This window comes from Burkholderia arboris (assembly GCF_902499125.1).
GTDB lineage: Bacteria > Pseudomonadota > Gammaproteobacteria > Burkholderiales > Burkholderiaceae > Burkholderia > Burkholderia arboris.
The window spans coordinates 1-13840 of the sequence record NZ_CABVPX010000062.1; the positions used below are offsets into that span (position 1 = coordinate 1).

At 66.9% G+C, this 13840-nt stretch carries 16 protein-coding genes; 4 read left to right on the plus strand and 12 right to left on the minus strand.

All coding sequences use genetic code 11. The annotated features are described in order from the left end of the window. The 4 genes from BLA15945_RS37145 to BLA15945_RS37800 form a co-directional block, all read right to left on the minus strand. Positions 1 to 713 (minus strand): aminotransferase class III-fold pyridoxal phosphate-dependent enzyme (locus BLA15945_RS37145; RefSeq protein WP_174994729.1); only part of this gene is annotated, 713 nt, incomplete at its 3' end. 35 nt (positions 714 to 748) lie between these two features. Further along, on the minus strand, positions 749 to 2086 hold the full coding sequence (locus BLA15945_RS37150; protein ID WP_059233004.1) for a glutamine synthetase family protein: 1338 nt from the start codon (positions 2084 to 2086) through the stop codon (positions 749 to 751). 30 nt (positions 2087 to 2116) lie between these two features. Beyond that, a complete protein-coding gene (locus BLA15945_RS37155; protein WP_059233005.1) occupies positions 2117 to 2902 on the minus strand; it encodes a gamma-glutamyl-gamma-aminobutyrate hydrolase family protein in 786 nt (261 codons plus the stop codon). Positions 2903 to 3185: 283 nt separating this feature from the next. Beyond that, positions 3186 to 3368 (minus strand): hypothetical protein, encoded by a 183-nt coding sequence (locus BLA15945_RS37800; protein ID WP_006488040.1) that lies wholly within the window; start codon positions 3366 to 3368, stop codon positions 3186 to 3188. 455 nt (positions 3369 to 3823) lie between these two features. Between BLA15945_RS37800 and BLA15945_RS37160 the strand changes: the two genes are divergently transcribed. Together BLA15945_RS37160 and BLA15945_RS37165 are read left to right on the plus strand one after the other, a co-directional pair. Beyond that, the gene (locus BLA15945_RS37160; protein WP_042976781.1) at positions 3824 to 4375 is read left to right on the plus strand and encodes a cupin domain-containing protein; all 552 of its coding nucleotides are present in this window, start codon (positions 3824 to 3826) and stop codon (positions 4373 to 4375) included. A gap of 88 nt (positions 4376 to 4463) precedes the next feature. Continuing rightward, positions 4464 to 5954, plus strand: a complete 1491-nt coding sequence (locus BLA15945_RS37165; RefSeq protein WP_174994730.1) for an aldehyde dehydrogenase — start codon at positions 4464 to 4466, stop codon at positions 5952 to 5954. 58 nt (positions 5955 to 6012) lie between these two features. On the opposite strand, the gene BLA15945_RS37170 is transcribed toward BLA15945_RS37165, so the two are convergent. Continuing rightward, entirely contained in the window at positions 6013 to 6213 is a 201-nt protein-coding gene (locus BLA15945_RS37170) for a heavy-metal-associated domain-containing protein (protein ID WP_059233007.1), read from the minus strand. A 330-nt stretch (positions 6214 to 6543) separates the two neighbouring features. On the opposite strand from BLA15945_RS37170, the gene BLA15945_RS37175 reads away from it, so the two are divergent. After that, positions 6544 to 6876, plus strand: a complete 333-nt coding sequence (locus BLA15945_RS37175; RefSeq protein ID WP_011353437.1) for a cupredoxin domain-containing protein — start codon at positions 6544 to 6546, stop codon at positions 6874 to 6876. Positions 6877 to 6888: 12 nt separating this feature from the next. Continuing rightward, on the plus strand, positions 6889 to 7725 hold the full coding sequence (locus BLA15945_RS37180) for an FTR1 family iron permease (RefSeq protein WP_059233008.1): 837 nt from the start codon (positions 6889 to 6891) through the stop codon (positions 7723 to 7725). 78 nt (positions 7726 to 7803) lie between these two features. Here BLA15945_RS37180 and BLA15945_RS37185 read toward each other — a convergent pair whose 3' ends face one another. From BLA15945_RS37185 to BLA15945_RS37215, 7 genes are all read right to left on the minus strand, one after another. Next, positions 7804 to 8022, minus strand: coding sequence for a hypothetical protein (locus BLA15945_RS37185; RefSeq protein ID WP_059233009.1), 219 nt, complete (start codon positions 8020 to 8022; stop codon positions 7804 to 7806). Continuing rightward, positions 8022 to 8504, minus strand: coding sequence for a hypothetical protein (locus BLA15945_RS37190; RefSeq protein ID WP_174994731.1), 483 nt, complete (start codon positions 8502 to 8504; stop codon positions 8022 to 8024). Before BLA15945_RS37190 ends, BLA15945_RS37185 begins: the two co-directional genes overlap by 1 nt. Positions 8505 to 8553: 49 nt before the next feature. Next, positions 8554 to 10371, minus strand: a complete 1818-nt coding sequence (gene glmS / locus BLA15945_RS37195) for a glutamine--fructose-6-phosphate transaminase (isomerizing) (RefSeq protein WP_174994732.1) — start codon at positions 10369 to 10371, stop codon at positions 8554 to 8556. Positions 10372 to 10421: 50 nt separating this feature from the next. Beyond that, a complete protein-coding gene (gene glmU / locus BLA15945_RS37200) occupies positions 10422 to 11783 on the minus strand; it encodes a bifunctional UDP-N-acetylglucosamine diphosphorylase/glucosamine-1-phosphate N-acetyltransferase GlmU (protein ID WP_059233012.1) in 1362 nt (453 codons plus the stop codon). A 134-nt stretch (positions 11784 to 11917) separates the two neighbouring features. Next, positions 11918 to 12910, minus strand: a complete 993-nt coding sequence (ttcA, locus tag BLA15945_RS37205) for a tRNA 2-thiocytidine(32) synthetase TtcA (RefSeq protein ID WP_059233013.1) — start codon at positions 12908 to 12910, stop codon at positions 11918 to 11920. Further along, positions 12907 to 13311 carry a dihydroneopterin aldolase gene (locus BLA15945_RS37210; RefSeq protein ID WP_047899203.1) on the minus strand — a complete coding sequence of 135 codons (405 nt, stop codon included), beginning with the start codon at positions 13309 to 13311 and terminating at the stop codon, positions 12907 to 12909. The genes ttcA and BLA15945_RS37210 overlap by 4 nt, the downstream gene beginning before the upstream one ends. A gap of 78 nt (positions 13312 to 13389) precedes the next feature. Continuing rightward, positions 13390 to 13840, minus strand: a 451-nt coding sequence (locus tag BLA15945_RS37215) for a Rossmann fold domain-containing protein (protein WP_407045130.1), incomplete at its 5' end; no start/stop codon positions are given.

Genomic DNA, 13840 nt, shown 5'->3' on the forward strand with positions numbered 1-13840 from the left:
GCGCCGAGTTCGAGAATCTTCGCTTCGAGCTGCTGCGCACGCGCGAGACCGAACGCTTCCGGCGTTTCGCCCGGCTGCGCTTCGCCGAAGAAATACGGCTGGTCGATGTGCACGATGTGCTCGACCTTCGACGGCATCTGCTCGTGCATGTAGCCCATCCCGCCGAGCGTGCCGCCCGCGATCGTCGAGCCGTGGTAGCCGTTCTTGCGCGAGATCACGTACTTCTTCTGCGGCTTGCCCTGCACGCGCCAGTACTGGTGCACGAGGCGCAGCACGGTGTCGTTGCCTTCCGAGCCGCTGTTGCAATAGAAGAAGTGGTTGAAGCCGGCCGGCGTCACTTCCGCGAGCATCGCCGACAGCTCGATCACCGGCGGGTGCGTGGTCTTGAAGAACGTGTTGTAGAACGGCAGTTCCTGCAGCTGGCGGTATGCGGCGTCGGCGAGTTCCTTGCGGCCGTAGCCGACGTTCACGCACCAGAGACCGGCCATTCCGTCGATCACCTTGTTGCCGTCCGAATCCCACAGGTAGACGCCGTCGGCCTTCACGATCACGCGGCTGCCCGCGCGGTTCAGCGCGCCCATGTCCGAGAACGGGTGGATGTGGTGCGCGGCGTCGAGCGCGCGGTATTCGGCGGTCGAGCGTGCCTGCGTCGCGCGCGGCGCGGCGGCCGGCGCGGCCGGCTGGATCCAGGCAGATTCGTTGCGGTAAGTCATGTTTCCTCCGTGATTCCGTATTCGGTTGTGCGCGCTCAGACGTGCAGCAGCAGATGGCGGCGTTCCCACGAGCTGATCACGCGGAAGAACGCTTCGTATTCGGTTTCCTTCAGCGCGAAATACGCCTTCAGGAACTTGTGGCCGAGGATCTCGCCGAGCGGTTCGCATGCGGCCATCAGCGTCAGCCCTTCCTCGAGGTTGCGCGGCAGCTGGTACGGCAGGTCGTAGCCGTCGCTGACGAGCGGCTCGGTCGGCTCGAGGCGTTGCGTCATGCCGAGGTAGCCGGCCGCGAGCGTCGCGGCGAGCGCGAGGTACGGGTTGCAGTCGACGCCCGGGATGCGGTTCTCGATGCGGCGTGCCGCCGGGCCCGAGTGCGGGATGCGGAAGCCGACCGTGCGGTTGTCGTAGCCCCACTGCACGTTGATCGGCGCGGCCATGAAGCGCGACAGGCGGCGGTACGAGTTGATGTACGGCGCGAAGATCGGCATCAGCGCCGGCGTGTACTTCTGCAGGCCCGCGAGGTAGTTGTAGAACATCGACGTCGCGCCGCCGGTTTCCTGCGACGTGAACAGGTTCTGGCCCGTTTCCTCGTCGACGATGCTCTGGTGCACGTGCATCGCCGAACCCGGCTCGTCTTCCATCGGCTTGGCCATGAACGTCGCGTACATGTTGTGACGCAGCGCGGCCTCGCGCACCGTGCGCTTGAACAGGAACACCTGGTCGGCCAGCGACAGCGCGTCGCCGTGCATGAAGTTGATCTCCATCTGCGCGGCGCCGACTTCGTGGATCAGCGTGTCGATGTCGAGGTTCTGTGCTTCGCAGTACTCGTAGATGTCCTCGAACAGCGGGTCGAACTCGTTGACGGCCTCGATCGAATACGACTGGCGGCCCGTTTCGGGGCGGCCCGTGCGGCCGACCGGCGGACGCAGCGGCAGGTCCGGGTCCTTGTTCATGTCGACGAGATAGAACTCGAGTTCCGGCGCGACGACGGGCTTCCAGCCCTTCGCCTTGTACAGGTCGAGCACGCGGCGCAGCACGTAGCGCGGCGAGATCTCGACCGGCGAGCCGTCGAAGTGCACGCAGTCGTGGATCACCTGCGCGGTCGGGTCGATGGCCCACGGGATCAGGCGGATCGTCGATGCGTCGGGCACGCACACCATGTCGGGATCGGTCACGCCGGTCAGCGAGCCGTCTTCTGGATATTCGCCGGTGACGGTCTGGACCATCACGGCCTGCGGCAGGCGCATCGACTCGCCGGACGTGAACTTGTTGCGCGGCGTGATCTTGCCGCGCGCGATGCCGGCCATGTCGGGAATGATCGCCTCGACTTCGGTGATCCGGTGTTGTTTCAGAAAGTCTTCAATGTCGTGCATGTCTGTTCTCGTTAGTTTGGGTCGGCGCGCTCAGGCGAGCGCGGCGGCGGCCGTGGCGCGCGTGCGGGCCGTGCGGCGGGCGCGGCAGGCGTCGCCGAAGGCGCGGAAGATCGCGCTCGACAGCGGGTCCTGCGCATGGCGCCATTCGGGGTGCCACTGCACGGCGAGTGCGAAAGCCGGTGCGTCGACGACGCTGACGGCCTCGATCAGGCCGTCCGGTGCGACGGCTTCGACGGCGAGGCCGGAGCCGAGCTGCGCGATGCCCTGCTTGTGCAGCGAGTTCACGTGCACTTCGTCGCGGCCGCCGGCGAGTGCGTGCAGCTTGCCGCCGGGCGTCAGCCGCACGACGTGCGCGGGGCCGTATTGCGTGTCCATCGGCGCGTCGTCGTCCTCACGGTGGTCGGCGAGGCCCGGCACGTCATGCACGTGCTGGTGCAGCGTGCCGCCGCAGACGACGTTCAGCTCCTGGAAGCCGCGGCAGACGGCGAGCACGGGCACGCCCGCAGCGATCGCCGCGCGCAGCAGCGGCAGCGTCGTCGCGTCGCGTGCCGGATCGTGCTTCGTGCCGGGCGCGCTCGGATCGCCGCCATACCGGTGCGGCTCGACGTTCGAATAGCTGCCGGTAAACAGCAGGCCGTCGACTGCGTCGAGCACGTCGTCGACCGGCTGGCGTTCGCCGAGTGCGGGCAGCACCATCGCGAGCGCATGCGCGCCGTCGACGATCGCGGCGACGTACTTGTCGCCGACCGTATGCGACGCGTGAGCGCCGATCTGGGTGAGGTCGGCGGTGAGGCCGACGAGAGGTTTCCTTTCCATGACGTCAATCAGTAATCCGTAGGGATGTGGCGTGCGCCGGGATGAATGCGGCAAAACGCAGGCACGACACGACCCCGCAGCCTGGCGCAAAGCGCAAGGCCGCTGGTGAGTGGGCGCAACGGGATGGCGTGGCGATCCGCGCTGCGCGCGACGATCAGGCCGTCGTTCGTTTCATTGCGATACGCGACGCGGCAACGAATGCGCGAACGCGTTCCGTCACCGCACGGACGATGCGGTTGGCGAATCGGCAAACAAAACGAACGACGTGAAGAAAGGAGAGGCGCTACGGCAGCAGCGACGCCACTTCGTCGGTATCGACGGCGACGAATGCGCGTGCGGAAACGGCGTTGTGGCGCCGAACGGAACGACGGGACAGGATGGTGTAGATCGACAGGTGAAGCAGGCGAGGACTATGCCAGCCGCAACTGCCGTCGGAAGCGGGAACGGCGCTGCGCAAACTTCGCACATCGCCTCGATCCCACCTCACCAGAGGGCCACGGACTCTCACGATTACACTCGACTGGGTTGTTGAAAGTATTGAACACCCGACCGTTTCAACGCACTGGGCGTTTAAAATAATCAAGGCGCCGGTCCTGCGCCACTTACATTGACGGGCATCAATTGTTGCGTTGCGATAACGCTTTTCGATGCCTGTGAAAGCCTGATGACGCTGACCTGAGAGCCAGCATATACGAGCCAAAAACGGCGTCAAATGTTTTTTAACGGTCCTGCATCAGGGGTTTCCCGAGCAGTGCGTATAAAAGATTCGTAAAACGAATAATCGACTTGGTGTTCATTATTTCGAACGCCTTTCAGGGTTTTCCCCGCTGATCTGCGGCATAAAGTGATTAGAATATTCAACGGCTGTCCACTGCGTCGTTTCACTTTGTCATCGCACTTATCGTGTCCGAAACCGAATCGATGTCCACCGAAGTCGCCGAGCGCCTGCGCTTCGTGCGCAACAAGCATGGCCTGTCGCAGCGCGAACTCGCGAAGCGCGCCGGCGTGACCAACGGCACGATCTCGCTGATCGAACAGGGGCGCGTGAGCCCGTCGGTCGGCTCGCTGAAGAAGTTGCTCGAATGCATCCCGATGAGCCTCGCGGAGTTCTTCACGTTCGAGCTCGTCGAATCGCGCTCGGTCGTGTCGCGCCGTGACGAAATGCCGAACCTCGGCAACGACACGCTCGCGTTTCATCTGGTCGGCGCGAGCGTGAAGGATCGCAACATGTGCATCCTGCGCGAGATCTATCAGCCGCACGCCGACACGGGGCCCGAGATGCTCGTGCACGCGGGGCACGAGGGCGGTGTCGTCGTGTCGGGCCGGCTCGAGCTGACCGTCGACGGCGCGACGTGGCTGCTCGACCCCGGAGACGGCTACTACTTCGAAAGCCGTTTGCCGCACCGTTTTCGCAATCCCAGCGCGGATCTGATCTGCGAGGTCGTCTCGGCCAATTCGCCGGCGACCTTCTGACCGCGCGTCACCGCATTCGCTGACGGCCGGCCGCGCGCGACGCGCGCGGCGTGCCGCATCGCGAATGTCACAACATTGAGGCATCCTGATGAACAAGTTGACTTTGGCTGACTGGCAGGACAAGGCGGCGTCGCTCGAGATCGAAGGGCGCGCATTCATCGACGGCGCGTCGCGCGACGCGCACGGCGGCAAGACGTTCGACTGCGTGAGCCCGATCGACGGCCGCGTGCTGGCGAAGGTCGCCGACTGCGGCGAAGCGGACGTGAACGCAGCCGTCGCGGCCGCACGCCGCGCATTCGACGCAGGCGTGTGGGCCGGCCTGAATCCGCGCGCGCGCAAGGCCGTGCTGCTGCGCTGGGCCGCGCTGATGCGCGAGCATCTCGACGAGCTGTCGCTGCTCGAGACGCTCGACGCCGGCAAGCCGATCGGCGACACGACGACGGTCGACGTGCCGGGCGCCGCGTACTGTGTCGAATGGTTTGCGGAAGCGATCGACAAGGTCGGCGGCGAGGTCGCGCCGGCCGACCATCATCTTGTCGGGCTCGTCACGCGCGAGCCGGTCGGCGTGGTGGCGGCCGTCGTGCCGTGGAACTTCCCGATCCTGATGGCCGCATGGAAATTCGGTCCCGCGCTCGCGGCCGGCAACAGCGTCGTGCTGAAGCCGTCGGAGAAATCGCCGCTGACCGCGATCCGCGTCGCGCAGCTCGCGTTCGAAGCCGGTATCCCGGCCGGCGTGTTCAACGTCGTGCCGGGCGCCGGCGAGCCGGGCAAGCTGCTCGCGTTGCATCGCGACGTCGACTGCATCGCGTTCACGGGCTCGACGGCCGTCGGCAAGCTGATCATGCAGTACGCCGCGCAGTCGAACCTGAAGCGCGCGTGGCTCGAGCTTGGCGGCAAGTCGCCGAACATCGTGCTGTCCGATTGCCCCGACCTCGACCGCGCGGCGCAGACCGCGGCCGGTGCGATCTTCTACAACATGGGCGAGATGTGCACGGCCGGCTCGCGGCTGCTCGTGCATCGCGACATCAAGGATGCGTTCATCGAGAAGCTCGTCGCGGCTGCACGCGCATACGTGCCGGGCAACCCGCTCGATCCGTCGGTGTCGATGGGGGCGATCGTCGACGGCATCCAGCTCGAGCGCGTGCTCGGTTATATCGACGCAGGACGCAGCGAAGGCCGGCTCGTCACGGGCGGTGCGCGCGTGAAGCAGGAGACGGGCGGCTTCTACGTCGAGCCGACGGTGTTCGAGGTGAAGCCCGATGCGAAGATCGCGCGCGAGGAGATCTTCGGGCCCGTGTTGTCGGTGATCGTGTTCGACGACGTCGACGAGGCCGTGCGGATCGCGAACGACACCGAATACGGGCTGGCCGCGGCCGTGTGGACGTCGAACCTGACGACCGCGCACGACGTGTCGCGCCGGCTGCGTGCGGGCACCGTGTGGGTGAACTGCTATGACGAGGGCGGCGACATGAACTTCCCGTTCGGCGGCTACAAGCAGTCGGGCAACGGCCGCGACAAGTCGCTGCACGCGCTCGAGAAGTACACCGAGCTGAAGTCGACGCTGATCCGGCTGCGCTGACGCGATGCCGGGCGCCGGCGCATCGCCGTTCGGCGGTGCGCCAGCCATCGTGCGCGCGTTATGCGCTGCGCAGCGCGGGGTGGAAGCCGGCGGCTTCGATGATCGACTGCACGCGCTGCGCGCCTTGCGCCGATTCGACCTTGACGATCTTCGCCGCGACGTCGATGTCGAGCTTCGCGGCGGGATCGGCGGCCGTCACCGCGCGCGTGATCGCATTGGCGCAGCCGCCGCAGGTCATGTCCTGGACTTCGAATTCCATCGTGTTCTCCTGAGTTGACGATTGACGAACACCGTCAGCATGAAGTTTGCCATGGTGGGAAGGTCAAGCGTTGTGTGCAGGATACCTTGCGGCCGATGATGCGTATGGCTGTAATCGGACGAATCGGCGCGCTGCCGCGCATGCCGGTCGGTGTTTGGCCCGATTGACCGCGGCCGTGCCGTGTCGCGCGCCGGGAAAAGCCTTTCCGGACAACGCTCGGCGAAACGGTATGAAGCGCGATCCCCATAGCGGCAACGCGGGCATTCAATGAGGAAATGCGAATCGCTCTTAGTATCGATTCCCCTCAAGATCCGTTCTCCGTTTCCGACCATGAATCGTTTTGCTTTTGGCTTCGCGCTGGCCCTGCTGGGCGCATCGGCAACGTCCGCATTCGCTGCCGACGACGTCGTCAACCTGACCCTGAAGGACCACAAGTTTTCGCCCGACGGCGTGACGATTCCCGCCGGCAAGAAGGTGAAATTCGTCGTGAAGAACCTCGACGCGACGCCCGCGGAATTCGAGAGCGACGACTTCAAGGCGGAGAAGGTCGTGCCGGCCGGCAAGTCGGTCGAGATCCTGGTCGGGCCGCTGAAGGCCGGTACTTACGAATTCCACGACGAGTATCACGAAGCGCAGTCGAAGACGCACCTGACCGTCAAGTAAGCCGATACCGACATGCTGTCTACTGCCCTGATCGTCTTTCGTGAAGTGCTCGAGGCCGCGCTGGTGGTCTCGATCGTGATGGCCGCCACGAAGGGCGTGCCGCGACGCGGCTGGTGGGTGAGCGGCGGGCTGGCCGGCGGCGTGATCGGCGCCGGCCTGATCGCGGCGTTCGCCGACGTGATCTCGCAATGGGCGTCCGGCATGGGGCAGGAAGTCTTCAACGCGGGCGTGATGTTCGTCGCGACGCTGATGCTCGCGTGGCACTGCATCTGGATGAGCCGGCACGGCCGCGAGATGGCGCTGCACATGGGTGAGGTCGGCCGGGCTGTGGCGGCCGGCAGCCGGCCGCTGACGGGGCTGGCCATCGTGGTCGGCGTCGCGGTGCTGCGCGAGGGTTCCGAGGCCGTGCTGTTCCTGTACGGGATCGCGGCGGGCGATCCGGGACAGACGCCGCAGATGATCGCCGGCGGGCTGCTCGGCGTGCTCGGCGGCGCCGGGCTCGGCTATGCGATGTATGCGGGCCTGCTGCAGATTCCGTTGAAGCGCCTGTTCTCCGTGACCAACGCGCTGATCGTGCTGCTCGCGGCGGGGATGGCGAGCCAGTGCGTCGGCTTCCTGCTGGCTGCGGGCCTCGTGCCGTCGTGGGGCGATGCGGTCTGGGATACGTCGTGGCTGCTCAAGGAATCGAGCATCGTCGGCAAGGCACTGCATACGCTGATCGGCTATACCGCGCGTCCTGCGGGCATCCAGATTGCCGCGTACGTCGCGACGCTGGTGGCGATTCTCGTGCTGGCACGGCTCGTCGGCCGGCCGCAGGAGACGGTGAGGCCGCCGCGCGCCGCTGCGTGAGTTTTCCCGGGTTCGAATGAAAGAAGGGGCGTCATGGACGCCCCTTCTTTCATGTGCGATGCGTGCAACCGGGTTCGGTCAACTGTGGTTGTCGATCCACGCGCGGGCCCATTCGAGCCCCGCATTGCGCGCGTCGTCTTCGGTGTCGAACACGCCGAGTACGCCGGACGCTTCCACGAGCCGGTTGTTCTGCGTGATCGTGCCGCTTGCCGCGAAGCGTTCCGGCTGCATGATCTCGTCCTGCTGCAGGATCGCGTGGCCCCAGATCTGGTAGCCGTGGTAGGTCTGCGCTTCCATTATCGAGTCACCTCCGCGGAGCGGCCGTGCGTGCCGACCTGCAGCACGTTGCCGTCCGGCGTGTATTGACGCGGGATGTTGGAGAAGCTTAGCGCGTGCGTCTCGTCGGCGCCGGCAGGGTGCATCACCGTGAGACGGCCAGGCGCAGGTTGCGCGACCGGGCGCGGTGCAGCCGGCGTGTCGGTCGCGGTGGCTGCCGGGCGATGCGAACCGGCTTTCACGGCCTGCGCGACGCGGCGCTTGTGCGGTTTCGCGGCGGCTTTCGGCGTGGCGCTCGCGTGCTTCTCCGCGCCCTTGCCGGTGCGTACGTCGGCGCCCGTGTGCGGGGCCGGCATACGGGCATCCGGCGTACGGGCATCCGGTGTGCGTGCCGCGGGATGCCGCGCCTCGGGCGGGTTCCAGACCTCGACATAGTGCTCGGCGGCCCAGCCAGTCGACGCGAACGTCAGCGCCAGCAAGCCACATCCAAACAGTCTTACCATTGTCTCTCCGTCTGTCTTGTCAGCGCGCCGCGCCGACCGGCATTTCGCCTTACTCCACCGTCACCGATTTCGCGAGGTTCCGCGGCTTGTCGACGTCGGTGCCGCGCGCACACGCGGTGTGATACGCGAGCAGCTGCAGCGGCACGACGTGCAGGATCGGCGACAGCTGGCCGTAGTGCTCCGGCATCCGGATCACGTGCAGGCCGTCGTCGTTGACGATCTGCGTATCGGCATCGGCGAACACGTACAGCTCGCCGCCGCGCGCGCGCACTTCCTGCATGTTCGACTTCAGCTTCTCGAGCAGCGTGTCGTTCGGCGCGACCGTGACGACCGGCATCGCCTCCGTGACGAGCGCGAGCGGCCCGTGCTTCAGTTCGCCGGCCGGATAGGCCTCGGCGTGGATGTACGAGATCTCCTTCAGCTTCAGCGCGCCTTCGAGCGCGATCGGGTAGTGCAGCCCGCGGCCGAGGAACAGCGCGTTTTCCTTGCGTGCGAATTCTTCCGACCACGCGATGATCTGCGGCTCCAGCACGAGCACGCTGTTCAGCGCGGCCGGCAGGTGGCGCAGCTGCTTCAGGAATTCGGCTTCCTGCGCGGCGTCGACGTGCCCGCGCAGCTTGCCGAGCGTCGCGGCCAGCACGAACAGCGCGACGAGCTGCGTCGTGAACGCCTTCGTCGACGCGACACCGATCTCGGTGCCCGCGTGCGTCAGGAATTGCATCTCGGTCAGGCGCACCATCGCGCTCGTCGCGACGTTGCAGACGGCGAGGGTATGCGTGTGGCCGAGCGACTGCGCATGCTTGAGCGCCGCGAGCGTATCGGCCGTCTCGCCCGACTGCGAGATCACGAGCACGAGCTGGCGCGGGTTCGGCACCGATTCGCGATAGCGGTACTCGCTGGCGATCTCGACCTGGGTCGGGATCTTCGCGATCGATTCGAGCCAGTACTTCGCGGTGAGGCCCGAGTAGTAGCTCGTGCCGCACGCGAGGATCAGCAGGCTGTCGATCTCCGCGAACGCGGTGGGCGCGGCGTCGCCGAACAGCGTCGCGTCGAACGCTTCCGTCTGCGGCACGGTATCGCTGATCGCGCGCGGCTGCTCGAAGATTTCCTTCTGCATGAAGTGGCGATACGGGCCGAGCTCGACCGCGCCGCCGTACGCGCTGACGACGCGGATTTCACGTTGCACGGTGGCGCCGAGGCGGTCGACGATCGTCACGCCGTCGAGCGACAGCTCGCACACGTCGCCTTCCTCGAGGAACGTGAAGCGGTCGGTGCTGCCCGCGAGCGCGAGCGCGTCGGACGCGAGGAAGTTCTCGCCGTCGCCGTGACCGACGACGAGCGGCGAACCCTGGCGCGCGCCGACGACGGTGTGCGGCTGGTCCTTGTGGATCACGGCGATCGCATACGCGCCGTGCAGCTGATGCACGGCTTCGCGCACGGCGTCGAACAGGTTGCCGCGGTACAGGCTGTGCACGAGGTGGGCGATCACCTCGGTGTCGGTCTGCGACACGAATTCGTAGCCCTTCGCACGCAGCGCGTCGCGCAGCGGCTCGAAGTTCTCGATGATGCCGTTGTGCACGAGCGCGAGCGCGTCCGACGAGAAGATCGGGTGCGCGTTGTGCGTGACGGGCGCGCCATGCGTGGCCCAGCGCGTGTGCGCGACGCCCGTCGTGCCTTCGAGGTGCGACTCGCGCACCTGCGTGTCGAGATCGGCGACACGTGCGACGCTGCGCGCGCGCTTCGGTGCGCCCGGCTCGAGCACGGCGACGCCGCACGAGTCGTAGCCACGGTATTCGAGGCGCCGCAAACCTTCGATCAGCACCGGAACGATATTACGCTGCGCAACTGCGCCGACAATGCCGCACATGAAATCTACCTTCTATGTCGAAGCGGATGCCGTAGGGCACCCGCGTGATGTTAAGTTTTCTTCTTGACCGGGCGGACGTAACCGCTCTTCGCGGTCTGGGTCTTCTCGTTCAATGCGAGCAGGCCGTCGGCCACGTCCTTCCAGATCGTCGTGCCGGCGGCGATCGTCACGCCGCGGCCGACGCGCACGGGCGCGACGAGCTGCGTGTCGGAGCCGACGAACACGTCGTCCTCGATCACGGTGCGGAACTTGTTCGCGCCGTCGTAGTTGCAGGTGATCGTGCCCGCGCCGATGTTCACGCGCGCGCCGATGTCGGCGTCGCCGATGTACGTGAGGTGGTTCGCCTTCGAACCGTGGCCGATCACCGCGTTCTTCACCTCGACGAAGTTGCCGACGTGGGCTTCGTCCGCGAGCTGCGCGCCCGGGCGCAGCCGTGCGTACGGGCCGATCACGGTGTTCGCGCCGAGCGCGGCGCCGTCGATATGCGTGAACGCGTCGATGCGCGTGCCGGCGCCGACCGACGCATTGCGGATCACGCAGTTCGGGCCGATCGTCACGTTGTCGGCGAGCGTCACGTTACCTTCGAACACGCAGTTCACGTCGATCGACACGTCGCGGCCGCAGTGCAGCGTGCCGCGCACGTCGAGGCGCGCCGGATCGGCGAGCGTGACGCCGTCGACGAGCAGCGTGTTCGCGACATTGCGCTGGTGAATCCGCTCGAGTTCCGCGAGCTGCGCCTTGCTGTTCACGCCGAGCGTTTCCCATTCCTCGTCGGGCTGCGACGTGACGACCTCGAAGCCGGCCTCGATCGCGAGTTCGACGACGTCGGTCAGGTAGTACTCGCCCTGCGCGTTTTCGTTCTTCAGCGCGCCGAGCCACATCGACAGCTGGGCCGTCGGCGTGACGATGATGCCCGTGTTGATCTCGGCGATCCTCAACTCGTCCGGCGACGCGTCCTTCTGCTCGACGATGCGCGTGACGAAGCCCGATGCGTCGCGCACGATGCGGCCATAGCCGGTCGGGTCGTCGAGCGTGACGGTCAGAATCCCGTAGCGGCCTTCGCGCGCGGCGTCGACGAGGCGCTGCAGCGTCGATGCGCGCGTGAGCGGCACGTCGCCGTACAGCACGAGCGTCGGTTGGGCGGGATCGAGGAGCGGCAGCGCCTGGCGCACCGCATGGCCGGTGCCGAGCTGCTCGGCCTGCACCGCGAACTGGACATCGGGTGCGGCGACGGCGGCCTGGACCTGCTCGGCGCCGTGACCGACGACGACGACGAGCCGGGACGGCTGCAGCGTGCGCGCGGTGTCGATGACGTGGGAGAGGAGCGGCCTGCCGGCCAGGGGGTGAAGCACTTTCGGCAGCGCGGAACGCATGCGCTTGCCGGTGCCTGCCGCCAAAATCACGATATTCATGGCGCCAGCTTGTCAGAGGAGTTCGAAGCCGTCCATTTTAGCATGCGGCCCCCGCCGTTCCGGGCCTGTCGCGGCGGGGCGACAGCGCCGGAAAGGGGGCGCGGGCCCCGGTTCCGGCGGCGTTCCGGCCCCGCTTACAGGTCGTCGAACTGGACGATCGAGATCGGCCGGGCCGCGCCCGGCGCCGAGGTGTCGTCGCCCGATGCGCACGGTTCCTCGTCGAACGCGATGTCGCCTTGCGGATCGGCAACGCCTGTCGCGCGCAGCGACTGGAACGGGTGCAGCGTCGTATCCATCAGGTGCGACGGCACGACCTTCGCGAGCGCGTTGAACATGTTCTCGACGCGGCCCGGGAAGCGCTTGTCCCATTCGCGGATCAGCGCCTTCATTTCCGCGCGCTTCAGGTTCGGCTGGCTGCCGCACAGGTTGCACGGGATGATCGGGAATTCGCGCAGCTCCGCGTATTTCTCCAGATCGGTTTCCTTCACGTAGGCGAGCGGGCGGATCACGATGTTCTTGCCGTCGTCCGACTGCAGCTTCGGCGGCATCCCCTTCAGCTTGCCGCCGTAGAACATGTTGAGCAGCAGCGTCTGCACGATGTCGTCGCGGTGGTGGCCGAGCGCGATCTTGGTCGCGCCGAGCTCGCCGGCCACCCGATACAGGATCCCGCGGCGCAGCCGCGAGCACAGCGAGCAGGTCGTCTTGCCTTCGGGCACGAGCCGCTTGACGATGCTGTAGGTGTCCTGGTTCTCGATGTGGAACGGCACGCCGACCTGCTTCAGGTATTCCGGCAGCACGTGCTCCGGGAAGCCAGGCTGCTTCTGGTCGAGGTTCACCGCGACGATGTCGAAGTCGATCGGCGCGCGCTCGCGCAGGCGCAGCAGCACGTCGAGCATCGCGTAGCTGTCCTTGCCGCCCGACAGGCACACCATCACCTTGTCGCCTTGCTCGATCATGTTGAAGTCGCCGATCGCCTGGCCGACCTGGCGCACGATCCGCTTGAACAGCTTGTTGTTCTCGTACGCGTCCTTCTGTTCGCGGCGCGTCAGCACCGGCCGGCCGGCCGGGGCGGCGTCGTCGAGGGGGGCGGCATCGGCCGCCGTGTCATTCATGTGGGGGGCGTTCATGCGCGCTCCTCGTCCTTGATGCGAAAGACTTCGACGCCGACGGCGTCGCAGTCCGGATAGGCGTCCGGTTTCTCGGTACAGACGCGTACCGCGCGCACGGCATCGTGCGCCAGCAGGCGCGCGGCGATCGCGTCGCACAGCGTTTCCTGCAGATGGATGTGGCCGCGCGCCACGCATTGCGCGACGCTCTGCTTCATCAGGTCGTAGTCGACGACTTCATGCAGCCGGTCGTCGACGGGGGTGGACAGCGCGAGCGGCACGAACAGGTCGACGTTGATGACGACGCGCTGCTCGCCGCGCTTCTCGTGTTCGAAGGCCCCGATGTTGATGTGCACCTCGTAGTCGCGCAGGTAGAGCCTGCGGCAATCCGCGAGGCGGGGGTGCAGGAGAGCGGAAAACATGGTCGTCCCAGTCAAATTGGCGTGCGCGCACGCAAAGCGGCGCGGGCGGCGGCAGTCAGGCCGCGCGATCCGCGCAGTTCATTCATTCGGGCCGGCGGCAGGCGGCACGAGGTGCTCGCCGCCGTCGACGGTCAGCGTCGCGCCCGTCACGCCGGGCGCGCTCGCGAGATAGCAGGCGGCCGCCGCGATGTCGTCCGCGTGCGGCGCGTGGCCGCGCACGAGCGCCGCGACCCGCACCTTCGGCGCGAGCGCCAGCGCCAGCGCCGACGTCGCGCGGTTCAGCGCGGCCTGCATCAGCGCGTGCGACAGCTGCGCCGGCGCCGGGTGAAACAGGGCCTGATCCAGCACGTGGATCGCGCAGGCGCGCAGCGCTTCGTGCTCGCGCGCGGCGTCGGGCGTCGCGTCGGCGAGCGCACGGGCCACTGCGAGCGGCGCGGTCACGTTGCGCGCGAGCGCGCCGGCGAGCGATGCGCCGTCGACCGTTTGCGCGTCGTCGTCGCCCGCGCTGGCGCTGACGAACACCGCGCAC

Coding starts and splice junctions, on each gene's coding strand:
- BLA15945_RS37150 (WP_059233004.1), bottom strand. CDS start 2,086: ATGCACGACATTGAAGACTTTCTGAAACAACACCGGATCACCGAAGTC.
- BLA15945_RS37155 (WP_059233005.1), bottom strand. CDS start 2,902: ATGGAAAGGAAACCTCTCGTCGGCCTCACCGCCGACCTCACCCAGATC.
- BLA15945_RS37160 (WP_042976781.1), top strand. CDS start 3,824: ATGTCCACCGAAGTCGCCGAGCGCCTGCGCTTCGTGCGCAACAAGCAT.
- BLA15945_RS37165 (WP_174994730.1), top strand. CDS start 4,464: ATGAACAAGTTGACTTTGGCTGACTGGCAGGACAAGGCGGCGTCGCTC.
- BLA15945_RS37170 (WP_059233007.1), bottom strand. CDS start 6,213: ATGGAATTCGAAGTCCAGGACATGACCTGCGGCGGCTGCGCCAATGCG.
- BLA15945_RS37175 (WP_011353437.1), top strand. CDS start 6,544: ATGAATCGTTTTGCTTTTGGCTTCGCGCTGGCCCTGCTGGGCGCATCG.
- BLA15945_RS37180 (WP_059233008.1), top strand. CDS start 6,889: ATGCTGTCTACTGCCCTGATCGTCTTTCGTGAAGTGCTCGAGGCCGCG.
- BLA15945_RS37185 (WP_059233009.1), bottom strand. CDS start 8,022: ATGGAAGCGCAGACCTACCACGGCTACCAGATCTGGGGCCACGCGATC.
- BLA15945_RS37190 (WP_174994731.1), bottom strand. CDS start 8,504: ATGGTAAGACTGTTTGGATGTGGCTTGCTGGCGCTGACGTTCGCGTCG.
- glmS (WP_174994732.1), bottom strand. CDS start 10,371: ATGTGCGGCATTGTCGGCGCAGTTGCGCAGCGTAATATCGTTCCGGTG.
- glmU (WP_059233012.1), bottom strand. CDS start 11,783: ATGAATATCGTGATTTTGGCGGCAGGCACCGGCAAGCGCATGCGTTCC.
- ttcA (WP_059233013.1), bottom strand. CDS start 12,910: ATGAACGCCCCCCACATGAATGACACGGCGGCCGATGCCGCCCCCCTC.
- BLA15945_RS37210 (WP_047899203.1), bottom strand. CDS start 13,311: ATGTTTTCCGCTCTCCTGCACCCCCGCCTCGCGGATTGCCGCAGGCTC.